The following is a 20571-nucleotide window of genomic DNA, read 5'->3' on the forward strand; positions in this document are numbered from 1 at the left end:
GAAGCACGCACCCCGAAGCGTCCACGTAGGAAGACCAAAATACGCATCACTGTGTCAACGGTATTCCATCCCCCTATGCGCCCACAGGACATCGTAATCAGTCCATGACAACGAGATCACACTTCCGATAGCCGCATCACGCGATCACGATTGAATATCGCCATCGACGTGGATCATTGCGCGGCCAATTGCCCCGACCATCGAGGCAAATTGCCACATGCCGAATCCATTCACCATTCGCCATTGCGTGGCAAATTGACCCAGACCACACGACGAGTTGCCACACTCCATGGCCGGGATCCGGGGTCATGGCCTCGCGATGGCATACCCGTCGTGATGCGACACCATCCGCCGAGCCCACCCCAGGGTGCCCTTCGACGGGTAGCGTCTCCCGGGCCGAGTGCACCGTACGTGGACGTGGACATGACCAAGGGCCTCGACGATGCACATGCTCGTGTACGTCGTCGTCGACGACCATGACGGAGCGCCATCCGTCATCTTGTCAGTTCACTCCGTCACGAGGCGCGTCCACGCACTCTTTCACGTCGTCGTCGACGACCATGGCGGAGCGCCATCCGTCATCTTGTCAGTTCACTCCGTCACGAGGCGCGTCCACGCACTCTTTCACGTCGTCGTCGACGACCATGGCGGAGAGCCATCCGTCATCTTGTCAGTCCACTCCGTCACGAGGCGCGTCCACGCACTCTTTCACGTCGTCGTCGACGACCATGGCGGAGAGCCATCCGTCATCTTGTCAGTCCACTCCGTCGCGAGGCGCGTCCACGCACTCTTTCACGTCGTCGTCGACGACCATGGCGGAGACCTCTGCCTCTCGCCAGTCCGCTCATCCCAGAACAGGTTCGCTCACGCTTGCCCGCCCCTCAGACGTTTGCCTGGCGGCAGAGCCAATCGACGCGCTGGAGCATGGTCGGGATGCGGTGGGGGCCGTGCATGCGCTGCACCCAGGCGGCAGCGTTGGCGGGTTCCGTACCGACGGCGGTCACGTGAAGCGGCTTCTTGCTCTGACCCCGCAGGAGCGGGATGGCGAAGTCGTCGGCGCCGTGGAAGCTGGTCTTGGCGACGCCGACGACCGGCACCTGGTCATCGAGGGCGTCGAAGAGGCGCGCACCGAGACCCGGGCGACCGTCGGACGACAGCCAGACGTAGCCGTCGATCACGATCGCGGTGAGGGGGACCTCGACCTGGCGAAGGACGGCCAGGATGCAGGGAAGCTCGCGCAGGTAGAAGGCACCGGGCTGGTAGGGAGCGACGTCGTCGAGGTGGGCGAGGTGGGCGCGGTCTTCGCGCTCGGCCTCCCAGGAGCGGAGCAGGACGCACGCGGCGGCGGCGCGGTGCTCTCCATAGCTCACGTCGACACAGGCGATCATGGCAAGGTGCGCGGTGCGCGGGCTGGGGAGCGCGCGCTCACAGGATGGAGGCTTCGGTCTCGGGCACGACCTGTCCCCCGTCGACGACGAGGGTCTGGGCTGTGATGAACTTGGCCTGGGGCGAGGCGAGGAAGAGGGCTGCGTACCCGATGTCCTCCACGTCTCCGAGCGCGCGAACGGGGATCGCCTTGGTCATGGCCTGGATGTACTCCGGTCCCATGGCGAGGATGCCTTCGGTGGTGACGTTACCCGGCAAGACGGCGTTGACGGTGATCCCGAAGGGCGAAAGCTCCAGCGCCGCGGTGCGCATGAACCCGAGCTGACCGGCCTTGCTCGCGCCGTAGTGGCTCCAGCCCGGGTAGCCGGTCAGCGGGCCGGTGATCGACGAGGTCAGCACGATGCGGCCGTACTTCGCCTTCTTCATCTCGGCGGCGGCGGCCTTGACCATGAAGGCGGTGCTGCGGAGGTTCTGGACCATGAGGGTGTCCCAGGCCTCCTCGGTCATGTCGTCGAGGGAGCAGGAAGGGAAGACGCCTGCGTTGGAGCAGAGGATGTCGAGCCGGCCGAAGCGCTGGATGGCCTCGGCGACGACGGCCTCGCAGGCAGCAGCCCGGGAGATGTCGGCGGCGAAGAACGAGGCGCCCAGCTCCGCTGCGGTCCGTTCCCCATCGGCGGCCGTGCGCGAGACGATGAGGACGCGGGCGCCGTTCGCGGCGAGCACCCGCGCGATGCCCTTGCCGATGCCCTTGCTGCCGCCGGTGACGATGGCGACGTGGTCTGCGACGGAGATGGGTCCCGGTGTGGTCATGCAGTCGTCTCCTGGGGTCGAGAGGCCCGGTACCAGTACAGCATTCCCCAGGTTCGTCCCCAGTCCTTGGTCAGGTGCTCTGCGAAGAAAGCAGCGTGGCGACCATCGGGAGCGCAGGGGCCGATGGGCCCCTGACCCAGGGTACGCAGCGCTAGTCGCGGGCCCTCACGACGCCGAACGTGGCCAGAAGGTCGTCGGCGGCGGTGGTGGGGGTGGTGCGTCCGGCGAGGACGTCGGCCTCGATACGAGGGAGCTGGGCGGCGACGCCGGGGTGGTTCCGGAAGGCCTGCTCCAGGCGCTCGGAGATGAGGGACCACATCCACGAGCGCTGCTGCTCGGACCGGAGCGCAGTGAGCTCGCCCGAGGCGTGGAGGGCGCCGTGGTGCTCCTCGACGATGCGCCAGAGGTCGTCGAGGCCAGCGCCGGTCTGGCCCGAGGTGGCGAGGGTGCGTGGCTCCCAGCTCGGTCGCTTGCGGGGGAGGTAGCGGAGCGCGGCGCGCAGGTCGCCGAGCGCGGTCCTGGCGCGGAGTTCGCCGTCGCCGTCGGCCTTGTTGACGGCGATGAGGTCGGCGAGCTCGAGAACGCCCTTCTTGATGCCTTGCAGTTCGTCGCCCGCGCCGGGCAGCGCGAGGACCAGGAAGAAGTCGACCATGTCGGCGACGGCCGTCTCGCCTTGCCCGACGCCGACGGTCTCGACGATGACCACGTCGAAGCCCGCAGCCTCGCAAAGGAGCATCGTTTCGCGGGTGCGCCGCGCGATGCCGCCTGGCGAGAGGCCGCTCGGCGAGGGGCGGATGAAGGCGCTGGGTTCGAGGGAGAGGCGGGCCATGCGCGTCTTGTCGCCGAGGATGGAGCCTCCAGAGACGGTGCTGGAGGGATCGATGGCGAGGACGGCGACGCGGTGACCACCCGCGAGGAGGCGCATGCCGAGGGCGTCGACGAAGGTGCTCTTGCCGACGCCAGGGACGCCGGTGACACCGACGCGCCGGGCGCCGCCGGTCGAGGGCAAGAGGCGGGTGAGGAGGGCTTGCGCGAGGGCGCCGTCGCTCTCGTTGCGGCTCTCGACGAGGGTGATCGCCTGGGCAAGGACGGTGCGGTCGGCGGCGCGGACGCCCTGCTCGTAGGCGTCGAGCGAGAGGCGGGGGCGTCTCCCCGTCATGAGGTCGTTTCCAGCCGGTCGAGGAGCGCCATGGCGGCCTCGGCGATCACCGTGCCTGGCCCGAAGATGTCGGCGGCGCCAGCGTCACGGAGGGCCTGGTAGTCGTCGGGGGGGATGACGCCACCGACGACGATGAGGATGTCGGGGCGCCCGAGGGCGGCGAGGGCGGCGCGCAGGGCGGGGACGAGCGTGAGGTGGCCGGCAGCGAGGGAGCTGGCGCCGATGACGTGGACGTCGTTCTCGACGGCAGCGCGCGCGGTCTCCTCGGGGGTCTGGAAGAGAGGGCCGATGTCGACGTCGAAGCCGAGGTCGGCGAAGGCGGAGGCGATGACCTTCTGGCCGCGATCGTGGCCGTCCTGGCCCATCTTGGCGACGAGGAGGCGCGGCCTTCGGCCCTCGCGGTCGAGGAAGGCGCGGGTGCGGTCGCGCACGGTGGTCACGGTGGTCGAGGTCTCACCCACCTCGCCACTGTACACGCCGGAGATGGCGCGGATCTCGGCCTGGTGGCGACCCCAGACCTTCTCGAGGGCGAGGGAGATCTCGCCAACGGTCGCGCGGGCGCGCGCGGCGTCGACGGCGAGTTCGAGCAGGTTGCCGCCACGGCCTTCGGCGCAAGCGGTGAGGGCGTCGAGGGCGCGGGTGCAGGCCGCGGCGTCACGCTCGCGCCGGAGCCGTTCGAGGCGCTCGATCTGGGTGCGGCGGACGGCGGCGTTGTCGACCTTGAGCACGGGCACAGGGGCTTCGCTGGTCGGTTTCCAGCGGTTCACGCCGACGATGGTCTGGCGGCCGGCGTCGATGCGGGCCTGGGTGCGGGCCGCTGCTTCCTCGATGCGGAGCTTGGGGATGCCCGCCTCGATGGCCTTGACCATGCCGCCGAGGGCTTCGACTTCCTCGATGTGCGCCATGGCGCGCGTGGCGAGGTCGTGGGTGAGGCGCTCGACGTAGTAGCTGCCTCCCCAGGGATCGACGGGGCGGCAGGTGCCGGATTCGAGCTGGAGCTGGAGCTGGGTGTTCCGGGCGATGCGCGCGGAGAAATCGGTGGGGAGCGCGAGGGCTTCGTCGAGGGAGTTGGTGTGGAGGCTCTGGGTGTGGCCCTGAGTCGCGGCCATGGCCTCGATGCCGGTGCGGACGACGTTGTTGTAGACGTCCTGCGCGGTGAGCGACCAGCCCGAGGTCTGGCAGTGGGTCCGGAGCGCGAGGCTCTTGGTGCTCTTCGGCGAGAAGCGGGCCATGAGCTTCGCCCAGAGGAGGCGCGCGGCGCGGAGCTTCGCGACCTCCATGAAGAAGTTCATGCCGATGGCGAAGAAGAACGAGAGACGAGGCGCGAAGGCGTCGACGCTCATGCCCGCGGCGATGCCGGTGCGCACGTACTCGAGGCCGTCGGCGAGGGTGTAGCCGAGTTCGAGATCGGCCGTCGCTCCGGCCTCTTGCATGTGGTAGCCGGAGATGGAGATCGAGTTGAATTTGGGCATCTTCTGCGAGGTGAACGCGAAGATGTCGGCGATGATCTTCATCGAGGGGACGGGCGGATAGATGTACGTGTTCCGCACCATGAACTCTTTGAGGATGTCGTTCTGGATGGTGCCGGCGAGCTTCTCCGGGGTGACGCCTTGCTCCTCGGCGGCGAGGATGTAGAGGGCCAGGATGGGGAGCACGGCGCCGTTCATCGTCATCGACACGCTCATCTTGTCGAGCGGGATGCCGTCGAAGAGGAGGCGCATGTCGAGGATGGAGTCGATCGCCACGCCAGCCATGCCGACGTCGCCGGTGACGCGGGGGTGGTCGCTGTCATACCCGCGGTGGGTGGCGAGGTCGAAGGCGATGGAGAGGCCCATCTGGCCGGCGGCGAGGTTGCGGCGGTAGAAGGCGTTCGAGTCCTCGGCGGTGGAGAAGCCGGCGTACTGGCGTACGGTCCAGGGCTTGCGGACGTACATCGTTGGGTACGGGCCGCGCACGAAGGGGGCGAAGCCGGGCAAGGTGCCGAGGTGCTGGACGTCCGCGAGGTCTTCGGGCGTGTAGAGCGGCTTGTGCAGGATGCCTTCGGGGGTGTCCCAGGAGAGCGCGGGGGTCGAGGATGCCGGGACTTCGGCACCCACGCGTACGGCGTCGAAGTCGATCGAGGAGAAGTCGGGCAGGTGGCGATTCATGCGATCACGTCCAGGAGGTCGGAGAGCATGGGGACGACGTCACACCCCACGAAGAGGAAGCCGTCGACGCCGGCCTCTCGGAGGGAAGGTTCGAGCGCGCCGGGGCGACCGGCGAGGAGGACCTGCTTGCACCCGGCGGCCTTGAGGGCGCGGGCGCGGTCAGCGGCCTCGGTCTTGTAGCGCTCGTCGCTGCCGCAGAGGCAGGCGATGGGGGCGGGCTCGTTGGCGGTGCTCTCGCGGGTGCGGAGGCCTCCCGCGGCGAAGAAGCCGGTCGCGAAGCCGACGCGGGCGCGGGACTCGGCGAAGGGGCCGAGGGTCACGAGGAGGACCTCGGGGGCGGCGTTGCGTCCCTCGGCGCGGGCGCGGAGACGCTCGAAGGGCTCGGCGTCGCGGTGCGCAGGGATCGCGCTCTCCGCGGGCGCGGGCGCCTCGGTCTCGGTGCCCTTCGGGGGATGGAGGCGCTCTTCGTCGAGGAAGGCGAACTCGGACACGCCGAGGATCGGGTCCTTGCGGCGGGTGATGCGCTCGAGGCGTCGCTGCCAGGCCTCGGCGAGGCGGGCTCGCACGCGCCCGCTCACGAGGGCGTCCACGAGGCCGCCATCGCGCTCGATCGCCTGGAAGCGCGTCCACGCTTCGCGCGCGAGGCCGTCGGTGAGGGTGTCGAGGTAGTACGAGCCGCCCGCCGGGTCGATCACCTTGCCGAGATGGCTCTCCTCGCGCAGCACGAGGCCGGTGTTCCGTGCGACGCGGTGCGCGAGCGCGGACGATGCCCCGATGCCTTGATCGAAGGCGGTGGGCGTCACGACGTCGGCGCCCCCGAGCACGGCGGCGAAGACCTGCGTGGTGCTGCGCAGCATGTTCACCCAGGGATCACGCTGCGTGAGGGTGCGCGACGAGCAGACGGCATGCACGAGGGGCCTCGGGGCGCCTGCCACGCCTGAGGCGACCAGCAGCTTGCTCCAGCAGATCCGTAGCGCCCGCAGCTTACACAGCTCGACGAAGGTGTCGCGACCGACGGTGACCTGGAGGGCGACGCGACGCGCCGCTTCGTCGACGCTGAGACCGGCTTCGAGCAGCGCTCGGAGGTAGACGACACCGGTCGAGAGCGCGATGGCCAGCTCGTCGGCCGCATCGGCGCCCGCGTCGTGATGCGCGAGCGTGGACACCAGCGCGGCCGTGGCGTGGGGGAAGTGCTCTCCCAGGTGGCGCGCGCCGCGGCCGAGATCAGCGAGCGCTTCGGCGACCTTCTCCGGGTCGCTCTTCGAGTCTCCACGAGCAATCGCGCCGAGGGGGTCGAGGTTCAACGCGAAGCGGAGCGCCTTCGAAGGGATGTGCTTCGCGAGGGTGTCGATGGCTGCCACGGCGCTCGCCGGCGGCGCGTCGAACACGAAGAAGGTCCGCGCGGGGTCGAGGGTCGAGAAGACGCTTCCGAGCGCCGGAAGCGCGTCGAGTGGGATCCACAGGCCGTCCGTTCCTTGCCCCAGGTCGCCCTGGAGAGCGTCCTGGCTCGCGCCCACAGGGTGGCGCATGCAGATCAGGAACGATGCCCCCTGCGGCTGGGTGGTGAGCGGTGCGCGGCCAGGATCCCCCTGGAGCGGCTCGGTGTAGAGGGGCTGTACCGAGAGGCCCTCGGCGGTGGTGTGGACGAGCGCCTTGTCGAAGGGAGCCCCGGCGAGCTCCTTTTCGACCTGAGCGCGCCAGTCGGCGATGGTGGCTTGGGGGAAACTCATGCGCGGCTCCTCGGACATGTCACATGTTACGCCGGTACTGGCCGCCGACTTCGTAGAGCGCGCTGGAGAGCTGGCCGAGCGTGCAGACCTTGCAAGCTTCCATGAGCGCCGCGAAGACGTTCCCGCCATCGAGGGCGGCGCGCTTGACGGCGTTCAGTGCGACCGGCCCGGTCGTCTCGTTGCGCTTCCAGAAGGCGTCGCGGGCGGCGATGGCATAGTCCTTCTCTTCCTTGTTGGCGCGGATGACCTCCGGTGGCTGAGCGGTCGGTGAGCCACTGGGATCGAGGAAGGTGTTCACGCCGATGAGGGGCAGCTGGCCGTTGTGCTTGAGCGTCTCGTAGTAGAGCGACTCGTCCTGGATCTTGGAGCGCTGGTACATCCGCTCCATGGCACCGAGCACGCCGCCGCGCTCCGAAATCGCGCGGAACTCGGCAAGGACGGCGGCCTCGACGAGATCGGTCAGCTCCTCGACGATGAAGGAGCCCTGGGTCGGGTTCTCGTTCTTGGCGAGGCCGAACTCCTTGTTGATGATGAGCTGGATGGCGAGGGCGCGGCGCACGCTCTCCTCGGTCGGCGTGGTGATCGCTTCGTCGTACGCGTTCGTGTGGAGCGAGTTGCAGTTGTCCTGCAGGGCGAGGAGCGCCTGGAGGGTGGTGCGGATGTCGTTGAACGCGATCTCCTGGGCGTGGAGCGAGCGACCCGACGTCTGGATGTGGTACTTGAGCTTCTGCGAGCGGTCGTTGCCGTGGTACTTGTCGCGGATCGTCTTCGCCCAGATCCGGCGCGCCACGCGGCCGAGCACGGTGTACTCGGGGTCCATGCCGTTCGAGAAAAAGAACGAGAGGTTCGGCGCGAAGTCGTCGATGTTCATCCCGCGCGACAGGTAGTACTCGACGAAGGTGAAGCCGTTCGCGAGGGTGAAGGCGAGCTGGGAGACGGGGTTCGCGCCGGCCTCGGCGATGTGGTAGCCGGAGATCGAGACCGAGTAGAAGTTGCGGACCTTCTTGTCGATGAAGTGCTGCTGGATGTCGCCCATCAGGCGGAGGGCGAACTCGGTCGAGAAGATGCAGGTGTTCTGCGCCTGATCCTCCTTGAGGATGTCGGCCTGGACGGTGCCTCGCACCGCCGAGAGGGTGGCGGCCCGGATCTTCTCGTAGGTCTCTGCCGGAAGGACCTCGTCGCCCGAGACGCCGAGGAGCATGAGCCCCAGGCCGTCGTTCCCTTCGGGCAAGGCGCCCTGGTAGGTGGGGCGCGGGACGCCGCGCTGCGCGAAGATCTCGGTGATCTTCTGCTCGACCTCCTCGACCTTGCCCTGGGCGCGGATCCACTTCTCACACTGCTGATCGATGGCGGCGTTGAGGAAGAAGCCGAGAAGCATCGGCGCCGGGCCGTTGATGGTCATCGACACCGAGGTGCTGGGATCGGCGAGATCGAAGCCGGAGTAGAGCTTCTTGGCGTCGTCGACGTTGGCGATGGACACGCCGGAGTTGCCGACCTTGCCGTAGATGTCGGGGCGGAAGTCGGGGTCTTCGCCGTAGAGGGTGACGGAGTCGAACGCCGTCGAGAGGCGCTTCGCGGGGAGGCCGCGTGAGACGTAGTGGAAGCGCTTGTTGGTGCGCTCGGCGCCGCCCTCGCCGGCGAACATGCGTGCCGGGTCCTCGTTCTCTCGCTTGAGCGGGAAGACGCCCGAGGTGAAGGGGAACTGGCCTGGAGGGCTCTCGCGGAGCAGCCAGGTGAGGATGTCGCCCCAGTCTTCGTACTTGGGCAGGGAGACCTTGGGGATGCGGAGGTGGGAGAGCGTCTCGGAGACGAGATCGAGTTCGATGATCTTGTCGCGCACCTGGAACTGGTACTTCGCGGCGGCGTAGCGGCGCTTGGTGGCGGGCCAGTCGGCGAGGAGCTTCTTGCACTCGGGCGCGAGGCGCGCATCGAGGTCGTTGTAGAGGTCGACCAGCTCGGTGAGGAAGGCGGGCTCGCCCTCGATCTTCTCGGTGACGTGTACGACGTCAGAGGGCCCGGTCGGCTCGACGATCTCCAGCCGCTTCTTGCCGACGTTGGCACGGAGGGCCTCGATGGTTCCGTGGAGCTGGTACATGCGGCGCGCGATCGCCGCCTGGGCGCGCACGAAGCCGTCGTACCCTTCGCAGGTCTCGACGATCTCGGCGAGGTAACGCGTCCGCTCGGGGGGGATGATCCAGCGCTTCTCGCTCATCCCGTCCGTGATCTCGATCTGCGACTTCAGCGGGGCCCCGGTGCGGTGGGCGACGACGTCGATGATGGCCCCGTACAGGCGGTTCATGCCCGGATCGTTGAACTGTGAGGCGATCGTCCCGTGGACGGGGAGTTCGGACTCCGGCTTGTCGAAGGCGGTGTGGTTGCGCCGCCACTGCTTGCGGACGTCGCGGAGGGCGTCGAGGGAGCCGCGCTTGTCGAACTTGTTGATCGCGATGATGTCGGCGAAGTCGAGCATGTCGATCTTCTCGAGCTGCGTCGCGGCGCCGTACTCGGCGGTCATGATGTAGAGCGAGACGTCGGCGTGCTCGGTGATCTCGGTGTCGGACTGGCCGATGCCGGAGGTCTCGACGATGATCAGGTCGAAGCCCGCAGCGCGGCAGATCTCGATCGACTCGCGGACGTGCTTGGAGAGCGCGAGGTTCGACTGCCGCGTGGCGAGGGAGCGCATGTAGACGCGCCGGTCGTCGATGGCGTTCATGCGGATCCGGTCGCCGAGGAGGGCGCCGCCGGACTTGCGCTTCGAGGGATCGACGGAGAGAACCGCGATCGATTTGTCGGTGAAGTCGGTGAGGAAGCGGCGCACCAGTTCGTCGATGAGGCTCGACTTGCCTGCGCCGCCGGTGCCGGTGATGCCGAGCACAGGGACGCTGGCGGAAGCGAGCCGCGGCGCCAGCTCCTTGCGCAGCACGTCACCTGCCTCCGGGAAGTTCTCGGCGATGGTGATCAGGGAGGCGATGGTGGCGGGATCCCGCTCCGGGAGGCGCGGGAGGAGCGAGGCGAAATCGGGCGATCGCTTCTCGAAATCACACTCGGTGAGGAGGTGATCGATCATCCCCTGCAACCCCATCGCGCGCCCGTCGTCGGGGGAGTAGATGCGCGCGACGCCGTACTCGTGGAGTTCGTCGATCTCGGTGGGGAGGATGGTGCCTCCTCCACCGCCGAAGACCTTGATGTTCGCGCCTGCCTCGCGGAGCAGGTCGATCATGTACTTGAAGTACTCGACGTGGCCGCCCTGGTACGAGGTGATGGCGATGCCCTGCACGTCCTCCTGGATCGCGCAGCGGACGATCTCGGCGACCGAGCGGTTGTGACCCAGGTGGATGACCTCGGCGCCCGACGCCTGCATGAGGCGGCGCATGACGTTGATCGCCGCGTCGTGGCCGTCGAACAGCGAGGCTGCGGTCACGATCCGAACGTGGTGGCGAAGCTTGTAGGGCGATGCGGCAGATGCTGGCTTCACGCGCGAAAACTAGCAGCTCCTTCGAAATTCCGCGCCCCCCGCGAGGGGCTGGAGCGAGATGGGGAATTTCGCCGCGTTGTTCCGCTGGACCACCCGAGCAGACCGTAGTTAGTGTTCTCGGGCGGAGACTCGTCCACGTGGCGCCGCGCGTTCTGGCGCCTCGTGCCGAGAGGCCTCATCGAGCAGCGCGAGCCGCGGTTCCATGGGCTTCGTGTACGCTCGGTGTCACGCCGGCGCATCACTCGCCACCGTCAGCACCGCGGCTCCCGTGAGGTGTCCAGCGCGCAGATCCGCGAGCGCGATGGCGGCCTCGGCCAGGGGGTAAGGCACGATCTCCGTGCGAAGGGGCACCTTGGAGCACAGGGCGAGGAACGCTTCGCCGTCGCGCCGGGTGAGGTTGGCGACAGAGCGGAGGACCCGCTCTCCCCAGAGCAGCTCGTACGGAAATGACGGGATGGCGCTCATGTGGATGCCGCCGCAGACGACGGTCCCCCCTCGGGCGACCGCGCGGAGCGCGGCTGGTACCAGTTCCCCCGCGGGCGCGAAGATCAGCGCAGCGTCCAGCTCTTCCGGGGGCAGGGCCGTCGAGGGGCCAGCCCAGACGGCCCCGAGGGATCGTGCGAACGCCTCTGCGCGCGTGTCTCCAGGCCGCACGAAAGCGAAGACTTTGCGCCCCTCGTGCCTGGCGACCTGAGCGATGAGGTGGGCTGCAGCGCCGAAGCCATAGAGCCCGAGTCGCTCGGCGTCTCCCGCCGCCAGGAGCGTTCGGTAACCGATGAGCCCAGCGCAGAGCAGGGGTGCCAGGTCGGCGTCGGCGTGGCCGTCCGGCAGGTCGAGGCAGAAGCGTTCGTCGGCGACGACGTACTCGGCATAGCCTCCGTCGAGCTGGTAGCCCGTGAAGCGCGCCTCACCGCAGAGGTTCTCTCGCTCGGAGAGGCAGTAGCGGCAGTGGCCGCAGGTCCAGCCGAGCCACGGGACGCCGACGCGCGCGCCGGGCCGGAAGCGCCCTCCCCTCCCCTGGCAGGAGACGACCTCACCCACGATCTCGTGGCCCAGGATCAGCGGGAGCTTCGGATCGGGAAGGTCGCCATCGACGACGTGGAGATCGGTGCGGCAGACGGCGCACGCCCGGACCCGCAGGAGCACCTGCCCGGGAGCGACGTCGGGTATCGGGACCCAGGCGGGTCGCAGAGGGGTTCCGACGCGATCGAGGACCATGGCGCGCATACGCTCGGCTCGTCTCATCATGGACCTCCAGCGCGCGGGACGCGGCTCAGCTCAGCAGTCCGCGGAGGAGGTCGACGTAGCTGACGATTCCGACGAGCATGCCGTCACCGTCGACGACCGGGACCGCTCCGATCTTGTGTTCGAGCATGAGCTCCATGAGTTCCGTCACGTCCGCCTCCGGGTCGACGCTCACCACATTGCTGCTCATGATCGACGACACGGGGAGGCGTCCGTGCTTCAACGCGCCACCGACGGTCTCGGCATCCTGGGCGTAAAGCACGAGGAAGGGGCGCAGATCGCGATCGCTCACGATTCCGACGAGGTTCTGGTCGTCGTCCAGCACCGGCAAATGACGGAACTCCAGCGTCTGGAGGACCTCCACGGCTTCGCTGATGGGGTCACTCATCCGCACGGTGCGTGGATTCTCGGTCATGAGGGTGGTGGCGCTGATCCGAGGGAGTTGCATGTTGCTCGCGGTCGTTGCAAACCCAGGACCAGCCGCTCTCGATGGCTTCGGTGGCATGGCGCGGTGCGCGCGCGCCGCTCAGAGGCGCCGATGCGCTTCGATGTTCTGCTCTCGAATCACGAGGGCCGACAGCTCGGAGAGCTCGTCCGAGAGGAACCCGAGGAGATCGTCGAATGCGATGATGCCCAGGATGGCGCCTTCCTCGTTCACCACCGGGATGCGGCGGATCCCGGCGTGGCGCATCCGCCGGATGGTGTCGAGGAGGCTCTCGTTCTCTCGCGCGGTGGTCAGCGGCTCGGTGACGAGATCGCCCACCTGGATCGACTCCAGGTAGGCGCTGGCCAGCGCGACGACCTCGACGACGATGTCGCGATCGGTGACGATCCCGATGGGCTTCAGGCCGTCCACCTCGTCGACGACCACCAGGCTCCCGACGTGATGCGCTCGCATGCGTCGCGCTGCTTCGAGCACCTTGTCCGTCTTTCCAATGGTGACGACGCGCCGATTACAGAACTCGCCGACGGTGACCATGAGCGCCTCCTTGGACAGGTGTTCCTTGGGACCGGAGGCAGGAGTGGAGAACCCCTCGCCGCTCCCGACCTGATGCGCGTCGCATCGAGGAGCGGTCGACGTCCCCGGCCGGAGGATTCAGGGGGTCTTTCCGTTGCGACGTCGCATCCGGGGTGGCCAGAGAGGCCGGTTTTCTTCGTCGTGAGCCCTCATGTTCGAGGGATCGGGCGCCTGCATTCGAGGAAGATTCCTGGCCACTTGTCCTGGTAGTCAGCCCAGAAGGCTTCGCCATGCAGAGCGAGCCCTTCAGGCGACAGCTCCGGAAGGTGCCAGCGGAGCGATGTGAAGCCAGCGCGCTCGAAGACGGAGGCGACGGTGTCCCGGCTCCAGAGGTGATTCGTGAGCTTCGGCGTCGCGTCGGGCCCCAGGTGAAGGACGAAATCGATGGGATCACCATCCCGAACATCGGGCCCGACGAAAAAGTCGATCCCGTACTTGCGGTAATATCCCGGGATCCGGCTGAGATCGGGGTTCACGAAATAGGTGACGAGGCGGCCACCAGGCACGAGCCCGTCGAAGGCGCCACGAGCCATCTGGAACAGCTCGTCGCGCGTCCTCGCATAGCCGAGGAGGTACACCGCGACGACGCAATCGAACGCGCCGAGGTCGCCGAGCTGCGCGGCATCCTGCACCACAACCGCAATGCCCAGGGGCTGCCTCGCCTCATGCTCGCGTGCAACCCGCACCATGTCCTCGGAAGCGTCGGCTCCCACCACCCGTGCCGCGCCCCACCGTCGGAGCGCTCGCGTGAAGATGCCGGTCCCGCAGGCGAGATCCAGCACGGACTGCCCCGAGAGAGCGCCGAGCCGACGGAAGAGCGAGTAGGCCTCGACGTGCTCGCGATACGGCAGCAGCGCGAAGGTTCGATCGTAGTCGTCACCGATGCCCGCGTACATGTCGTGCCGATCGTTCATCCGGCCCTCCAGCGATGTCGTCTCGTCCGACCTCCCCGTTTCGCTGTCTGCGGCTCAGCCCAGGGGGAACCCATCCATGCCGTCCTCCGGTCCCTCCTGCGGGCGCAGCCGCACGAAGTTCTTGAAGGCACGTCCCAGCTCCGCCGACAGGGCCTTCACCGCGCTGAGCTGCCCTCGCTCACGAAGCTCGTCTTCCAGCTCCCGGCAGAGGTAGCGCACGCAGATGTTCGGCCGGTGCTCGGGGCGAAGCGAGCACCCCGTCGGGCCACGAAACACGCAGCCTGCGTGAGCCGCATGGGGCGGCATGAGGTCGAAGTGGGAGGTCCCGGCGAAACGCAGAGCGGCGACCTCATCGTCGGTGAAGACGCCCTCGGTGCGCCCGCTGCAGCAGTGCCCACCCTGCCACTGGCCGGCTGGAAGGGGGTGTCCCTTGGCGCAGCCGCCGCAAGAGGTGACCTCGGAGAGCGCCGCGGAAAGGGCGAGGCGCTGTCGGCGCAGCTCCTGCGCAGCCTCGTCCTCCGCTTGCGTGGGAGGGCGCACGGCGGCGAACCGGCGTCGCAGCGCGGCGAGGTCGTCAGCGCGGGTCCGAGGGTGTCGGAGCCGGTCGATGAGATGGTGGGCCGCGATGAGCATGGGCGTCACCGTAGCGCACCCGGCCGGCGCCGCGTACGAGGACGTCGCCCCCCAAGGGGAAAGCGTGGCGCGGAAGAACTGCCGCGATGGGCCACGCCCGCCCGCGTCGTGAGGCCCTTCGGCGGCCGTGAGTTTCGGTCCAGATCGGGTCCTCGGGGGCCCATTGACTGGCCGCAACGACGCCACATGCTTGCTGCGAAGAAAGGAGGCCACCATGGCAAACATGATTCGCAAGGGAGAACGTGGGCCTGGCTCCTTGGTGCGCAGCAACGATCCCCTTCGAATGGATCCGCTCCAGATGATGCGCGACCTGTTCCGCTGGGACCCCTTCCGGGAGATGCAGCCCATGGGTACCCTGGCAGAGCGCGTCTTCAACCCCGAGGTGGAGTTCAAGGAGACGAAGGACGCGTACCTCTGCAAGGCGGATCTACCTGGTATCCAGGAAAAGGATCTCGAGATCTCCGTCACCGGGAATCGGCTCCACATCCGTGGGCGGCGCGAGGAAGAGGAGACCCATGAAGAGGACCGGTACTACGCCTACGAGCGCAGCTACGGCAGCTTCAGCCGCTCGTTCACCCTGCCGGAGGGGGCCAATGCGGACGAGGTCACGGCCGAGCTGAAGGACGGCGTGCTCGACATTCGCATTCCGAAACGGGCCGACGTGCAAGCGCGTCGCGTCTCGTTGCAGTCGCCCCGAGAGCAGCAAGAAAAGGGGAAGGTCGAGGACAAGAAGAAGGCCGCTTGAGCTGGAGGACGCGCGAGGGTGCATGGGCTCTCGGGCGTCGCGCCCACGTCGCCGTCGACCGGGAGCCGCCTCTCTGGCTCACCGTCGGCGGCGACGCCGCTTCCGCGCGCCTCAGGCTGCCTTGTCCTGGCGTCGCTTGGTGGCGATGCTCTTCACGGCTTTATCGAAGGACTCGGCGAAGGCGTCGACCCCTTCGTCCTCCAGGGTTCGCGTCACCTCGTCGAGGTCGATCCCCAGCGTCTTCAGTCGAGCGAGCTGCTGGTGCGCTTCAGCGCGCTCCTGCTCCAGCCGTGGCTCGGGGTCACCATGGTCGAGGTAGGCCTCGAAGCACTCGGGCGTCATGGTGTCGACCGTCTGGGCGCCGACGAGCGCCTCGGCGTAGTAGGTGTCGGGATAGTGCGGGTCTTTCGGGGAAGTCGACCCCCACAGGAGTCGCTGAGGGCGAGCACCGTACGCCGCGAGCCTCTTCCACCGCTCTCCTGAGTAGGCATGCTCGAACGCCTCGTAGGCGATCTTCGCATTGGCGATTGCAATGCGACCTCTCAGCGCCTTGCCCTGCGCTTCCGACGACGAGGGGAGGGCGTCGAGCGCCTTGTCGACCTTGGCGTCGACCCGCGAGACGAAGAAGCTCGCCACGGAGGCGATCCGGTCGATGGGCTCGTTCGCGGCGATGCGCGCCTCCAGGGCGCGGAAGTACGCCTCCACCACCTCGAGGTAACGGGAGACGGAGAAGAGCAGGGTGACGTTGACGTTGATGCCGGCAGTGAGGCTCTGCTCGATGGCGGGCAACCCATCGCGGGTGCCAGGGATCTTCACCATGAGGTTGGGCCGCTCGACCTGGTTCCAGAGCCGTCGTGCCGTCTCGATGGATCCGGCGGTGTCCCGCGCGAGAGAGGGGGCTATCTCGATCGAGGCCAGGCCGTCCACCCCATGAGAGCTGTCGTAGAGCGGCCGAAACAGGTCGCACGCCAGCTCGAGGTCCCGCACCATGAGCCGCTCCAGGATGGCCTCGTTCGTGTCCGGCGCCGAGGCGCGCTGGATGAGATCGTCGTAATCGTTGGAGCTCGCAATGGCTTTCTGGAAGATCGTCGGATTCGACGTGAGGCCACGGAGACCGTCCTGTCGAATCCTGCGCTCCAGCTCGCCACCACGGAGCAATGAAGAGTCGATGAAGTCGAGCCAGACACTCTGTCCCAGCTCTGCCAGCCGCTGAATCGGATTCATGGCTGTGGCGCATGCACCGGGCTTGCCAGAATGCGGTCTCGGCGCCGGCTGACTCGCAGTGCCGTGATCCGTGGTGGCGGAGACGCCGATCAGGCGCTCGGCCGCATTCACGATGCTCTCCGCGTCGATTCCAGCGGCCTGCAGGAGCTGCTCCGGCGTACCTGAGCTGGGCATATCCCTCACGGCCAGGTGCGCGAGACGGGCCAGGACGGGCTCATCCGCGGCGAGGGCCTCTCGGACGGCATCGCCGAGGCCTCCTTCGGCCCAGTGATCCTCCACGATGATCAGGTGGCCGCCCGTCGCTCGGACCGCAGCGCGAAGCTGGCCGGCGTCGATGGGCTTGATGCTGTAGGCGTCGATCACCCGGGCGTGAATCCCCCGCGCTTCGAGCGTCTCGTGCGCTTTCAGGGCTTCGTGGACGGTGATGCCTGCCGCGACGATGGTCACGCGGTCGTCGGCCGACTCGCGGAGCACCTTGCTCCCGCCTGCGGGAAATGACGCGCCGGCCTCGTACAGGACGGGCGTCTTCCCGCGGGTCGTCCTGAGGTAGACGATCCCTTGCTGCTCCGCCATGGCGGCCACGAGCTGTGCCGTCTGGTTGGCGCAGCACGGGTAGTAGACGGTGCTTCCGTGGACGGCGCGCATCATGGCGAGGTCTTCGAGCCCCATCTGCGAGGGCCCGTCCTCGCCGATGGCGACGCCTGCGTGGGAGCCGCAGAGGCGGAGGTTCGCCCTGGAGACGGCCGCCATTCTGATGAAATCGTACGCTCTGGTGAGGAATGCAGCGAAGGTCGAGGCGAAGGGGACCTTGCGCCGGACGCTCATCCCCACCGCCGCAGCCACCATCTGCTGCTCGGAGATGAACATCTCGAAGTAGCGGCCGGGATGCGCTTTCGCGAAGAGCTCCGCATACGTCGAGTTGTTCACCTCCGCGTCGAGCACCACGGTGTCTGGCCGGGCTGCTCCGAGCGCTGCGAGGGCCTCCCCGTAAGCCTTGCGTGTGGCCACCTCTTCGGAAGGCTCGTAGGTCGGGAGGTCCACAGGCTTCACCTGGTGCACCTCGGGGGCCTCCCGGGCGATCGGTCGGTGGGGCTCGATCACGGCGTTGCGCACGCCGCCGAGCGCCTCGATGGCCTTCTTGCACTGCTCCTCGTCGAGCGTCTTGCCGTGCCAGCCATCCTTGTCCTCGACGAGCGCCACTCCTTTACCCTTCACGGTGCGGGCGATGATCAACGTGGGCGTGTCGGTGGGCTGGACGGCTTCCGCATAGGCCTCGGAAATGGCGGCGAGATCATGGCCGTCGACTTCCAGGGCGCGCCAGCCGAAGGCGCGTGCGCGCTGTGCGTACGCAGAGGCGTTCCACCCCAGGGGGGTCTCCCCGCGTTGCCCGAGGCGGTTCATGTCGAGGATCGCGATGAGATTCCCCAGGCCATAGTGACGTGCGTGCTCGAAGGCCTCCCAGACGGAGCCCTCGGACATCTCGCTGTCACCGAGCAGGACCCAGGTGCGGTAAGGCAGCGCGTCGAGGAACTTCCCACAGAGCGCGATGCCCACGGCGATCGGCAAGCCCTGGCCCAGAGAGCCCGTGGCGACGTCCACCCAGGGAACGAGGGGGGTCGGGTGTCCTTCCAGGCGGCTCCCGAAGGTCCGGTACGACAGGAGCTCCGACGCGGAGACGACGCCCATCCCCCTGAGGAGTGCGTAGAGGAGCGGGGACGCATGCCCCTTGGAGAAGACCAGGTGATCGTTGCTGGGGTTCGTCGGATGCTCGAGGTCCCAGCGCAGGTGGTCGCGCACGAGGACGGTCATGAGCTCGACGGCGGAGAGGCTGGAGGTCGGGTGGCCCGAGCCCGCGGCGGTGGTGCACCGGAGGATGTCGACGCGGAGCTGCTGGGCGAAGTCGCGAAGCTCCTGCTCGGTGCGCTCGGGCTCGGCCTGCTTCCGGACGCCGGAGGGCTTCCGAGCGCGCTCTCCAGGGGGCTCACCCTCTGCGTGGGAGGGGCTCGTCGCCGCTCGCTCTGGCTTGTTGTCAGGCTGTTCGGTCGCGCTGTCCTTCTCTGACGCTGACGGGCTGGGAATCTTGTCCATGGATGCTCCTGATGCCGGCGCCACCTTGCAAGCCGGACGCCATCCGCTCTCTGGAGAGCGCTTGCTTCAGCCGCCGTCGAACCCGAGGGTGTGCGTCACGATCGAGGGGGCCGATGCATGACGGAGCGCGCTGCGGCGTCGAGATCGTCGTCGGGAGATGCGGCCCTCAGCAGGCGGCTCAGCCTGGCTTCATCCCGCCCTCTGCTCGTGGACTGCGTGAATTCAGCTCGTCCGCAAGGCACGACTCGTGGGCTGTGCGCTGTTGAAGCACTGGGGGTGGGCAGCAGATGGCGCAAGCTCGTTCCGCGAGCCCTCGCCCGCGGGGCCGAGGAGTCCGCGTGAGGGGCCCGAGGCGCCTGCACAAGGGGAGCCCCGAAGGGGGTCGCGCCTGGGCCGGAGAGCGGCCTCTGTCCTGCCCTGCGTCCACAGGGGGTGCATGCGGGGTGCTGGGCGACACGGACGCCCTGACGCCCGTGCGGCACGGTTCTTTCAAGAGCCTTCATTCGAGGGAATTCGAGAGGCCTGCGAACAAGCGGACAAGCAAACCAAGGGGAGGCGGCCATGCGCTTCAAGGACCGAGTCGACGCTGGACGAATGCTCGCCACGCGACTGGCTGCGCTGCGGCCGGAGAGGCCGATGGTCGTCGCTCTCCCACGCGGCGGTGTTCCTGTCGCGTACGAGATCGCGAAGGCCCTCGGGGCCCCGCTGGATGTGTTGATCGCACGGAAGCTGGGTGCTCCGCGTCATCCCGAGCTGGGCATCGGCGCAGTCGCACAGGGAGGCGCGTCCTATGTCAATGCCGAGGCGATCGCGATGCTGGGGGTGAGGCGCGAGTACATCGAGGCGGTCACGCGCGCGGAGCTTTCCGAGATCGACCGGCGTCTACAGGCGTATCGAGGGAGCCGTCCGCCGCTCGACGTGCATGAGCGTACCGTGATCGTCGTCGACGACGGGCTGGCCACCGGGGCGACGATGCGGGCTGCCATCCGGTCGCTGCGCCAGCAGAAACCGAGATCCATCGTGCTGGCCGTTCCCGTCTGCGCGGCAGAGACGGCCTCGGAGCTCCGTCGAGAGGTCGACGAGGTCGTGTGCGGCATGATCCCGGTCGACTTCTGTGCCGTGGGGCTCTGGTATCGGGATTTCACGCAGACGACCGACGAGGAGGTGGTTCGTCTCCTGGAGGGGGCGGAGCGCGAACAGGCGGAGCGCGAGGGGGATCCCCACGCTGGCGTCTGGCCGCAGTCGGCTCCTCTGGATCCCAAACAGCCGCGAGGGAGGGTGTCGTGATGGCACGCCAGACGGAGGCCCTGAACCAAGCGCACCTCGTGTCGGTGCCTCTCTCCGGCGTCATCCTCGAAGGCGATCTCGTGGTCCCACGGGATCCGCTGGGCATCGTGCTCTTCGCGCATGGCAGCGGATCGGGCCGCCACAGTCCGCGCAACCGGTTCGTCGCCAGAGCGCTGCAGCGGGTCCACCTCGCCACGCTCCTGCTCGATCTGCTGACGGTCGAGGAGGAGGAGCTCGACCAGGCGACGGGGCACCTGCGCTTCGACATCGGGCTGCTCGCGTCTCGGCTGATGGGGACCACCGACTGGCTAGTGCGCACAGCCGAGACGAGCGGCCTGTCCATCGGCTACTTCGGAGCCAGCACGGGGGGCGGCGCTGCGCTGGCGGCTGCCGCCGAGCGCCCTCGGGAGGTCCAGGCCGTGGTGTCACGGGGGGGTCGGCCCGACCTCGCCGCCCATGCGCTCCCGCGCGTGCAGGCGCCGACCCTCCTCATCGTGGGTAGCAAGGATCACCCCGTGATCGACATGAATCGAGCCGCCATGGCCCGGATGCGGGCCCCCGCGCAGCTCGAGATCGTGCCCGGCGCCTCCCACCTGTTCGAGGAGGCCGGGACGCTCGAGCAGGTGGCACGGCTCGCAGCCAGCTGGTTCACCCGGTTCCTTGCACAGAAGACCCACCGCGTCGCCTCGGCGCATCGCTGAGGACTGGAG

The 20571-nt window shown here is 68.1% G+C and carries 15 protein-coding genes and 1 pseudogene; 3 read left to right on the forward strand and 13 right to left on the reverse strand.

Annotated elements, in window-relative coordinates; translation table 11 throughout:
• Positions 1-881 precede the first annotated feature (881 nt).
• The 11 genes from CMC5_RS26395 to CMC5_RS26445 form a co-directional block, all read right to left on the reverse strand.
• Positions 882-1388, reverse strand: a complete 507-nt coding sequence (locus CMC5_RS26395; RefSeq protein ID WP_050433011.1) for an endonuclease V — start codon at positions 1386-1388, stop codon at positions 882-884.
• Between the two features lie 37 nt (positions 1389-1425).
• Entirely contained in the window at positions 1426-2196 is a 771-nt protein-coding gene (gene fabG / locus CMC5_RS26400; protein ID WP_050433012.1) for a 3-oxoacyl-ACP reductase FabG, read from the reverse strand.
• Between the two features lie 151 nt (positions 2197-2347).
• Positions 2348-3355, reverse strand: a complete 1008-nt coding sequence (meaB, locus tag CMC5_RS26405; RefSeq protein ID WP_050433013.1) for a methylmalonyl Co-A mutase-associated GTPase MeaB — start codon at positions 3353-3355, stop codon at positions 2348-2350.
• Entirely contained in the window at positions 3352-5502 is a 2151-nt protein-coding gene (gene scpA / locus CMC5_RS26410; protein WP_050433014.1) for a methylmalonyl-CoA mutase, read from the reverse strand. Before scpA ends, meaB begins: the two co-directional genes overlap by 4 nt.
• The gene (locus tag CMC5_RS26415; RefSeq protein WP_063796653.1) at positions 5499-7232 is read right to left on the reverse strand and encodes a methylmalonyl-CoA mutase family protein; all 1734 of its coding nucleotides are present in this window, start codon (positions 7230-7232) and stop codon (positions 5499-5501) included. The genes scpA and CMC5_RS26415 overlap by 4 nt, the downstream gene beginning before the upstream one ends.
• Positions 7233-7251: 19 nt before the next feature.
• Positions 7252-10653 carry a methylmalonyl-CoA mutase family protein gene (locus tag CMC5_RS26420; RefSeq protein ID WP_179955483.1) on the reverse strand — a complete coding sequence of 1134 codons (3402 nt, stop codon included), beginning with the start codon at positions 10651-10653 and terminating at the stop codon, positions 7252-7254.
• 279 nt (positions 10654-10932) lie between these two features.
• Positions 10933-11934, reverse strand: a complete 1002-nt coding sequence (locus tag CMC5_RS26425) for a zinc-dependent alcohol dehydrogenase family protein (protein ID WP_050433017.1) — start codon at positions 11932-11934, stop codon at positions 10933-10935.
• A gap of 46 nt (positions 11935-11980) precedes the next feature.
• On the reverse strand, positions 11981-12400 hold the full coding sequence (locus tag CMC5_RS26430; protein ID WP_050433018.1) for a CBS domain-containing protein: 420 nt from the start codon (positions 12398-12400) through the stop codon (positions 11981-11983).
• 78 nt (positions 12401-12478) lie between these two features.
• A complete protein-coding gene (locus tag CMC5_RS26435; protein ID WP_050433019.1) occupies positions 12479-12931 on the reverse strand; it encodes a CBS domain-containing protein in 453 nt (150 codons plus the stop codon).
• Between the two features lie 188 nt (positions 12932-13119).
• Positions 13120-13884: a class I SAM-dependent methyltransferase gene (locus CMC5_RS26440; RefSeq protein ID WP_050433020.1), complete on the reverse strand. Its 765-nt coding sequence runs from the start codon at positions 13882-13884 to the stop codon at positions 13120-13122.
• A gap of 54 nt (positions 13885-13938) precedes the next feature.
• Positions 13939-14517 carry a hypothetical protein gene (locus CMC5_RS26445; RefSeq protein WP_050433021.1) on the reverse strand — a complete coding sequence of 193 codons (579 nt, stop codon included), beginning with the start codon at positions 14515-14517 and terminating at the stop codon, positions 13939-13941.
• Positions 14518-14731: 214 nt separating this feature from the next.
• Between CMC5_RS26445 and CMC5_RS26450 the strand changes: the two genes are divergently transcribed.
• Positions 14732-15262, forward strand: a complete 531-nt coding sequence (locus CMC5_RS26450) for an Hsp20/alpha crystallin family protein (RefSeq protein ID WP_050433022.1) — start codon at positions 14732-14734, stop codon at positions 15260-15262.
• Positions 15263-15373: 111 nt separating this feature from the next.
• Here CMC5_RS26450 and tal read toward each other — a convergent pair whose 3' ends face one another.
• Both tal and CMC5_RS48990 read right to left on the reverse strand, forming a co-directional pair.
• The gene (gene tal, locus CMC5_RS48985; RefSeq protein WP_169796830.1) at positions 15374-16486 is read right to left on the reverse strand and encodes a transaldolase; all 1113 of its coding nucleotides are present in this window, start codon (positions 16484-16486) and stop codon (positions 15374-15376) included.
• Between the two features lie 78 nt (positions 16487-16564).
• Positions 16565-18574, reverse strand: a pseudogene (locus CMC5_RS48990) (transketolase); the annotation flags it as partial.
• A 594-nt stretch (positions 18575-19168) separates the two neighbouring features.
• Between CMC5_RS48990 and CMC5_RS26460 the strand changes: the two are divergent.
• Positions 19169-19861: a phosphoribosyltransferase gene (locus CMC5_RS26460; protein WP_245677769.1), complete on the forward strand. Its 693-nt coding sequence runs from the start codon at positions 19169-19171 to the stop codon at positions 19859-19861.
• Entirely contained in the window at positions 19861-20562 is a 702-nt protein-coding gene (locus tag CMC5_RS26465) for a dienelactone hydrolase family protein (RefSeq protein WP_050433024.1), read from the forward strand. The genes CMC5_RS26460 and CMC5_RS26465 overlap by 1 nt, the downstream gene beginning before the upstream one ends.
• Positions 20563-20571: the final 9 nt, after the last annotated feature.

This window comes from Chondromyces crocatus, assembly GCF_001189295.1.
GTDB classification, from domain to species: Bacteria; Myxococcota_A; Polyangia; order Polyangiales; family Polyangiaceae; genus Chondromyces; species Chondromyces crocatus.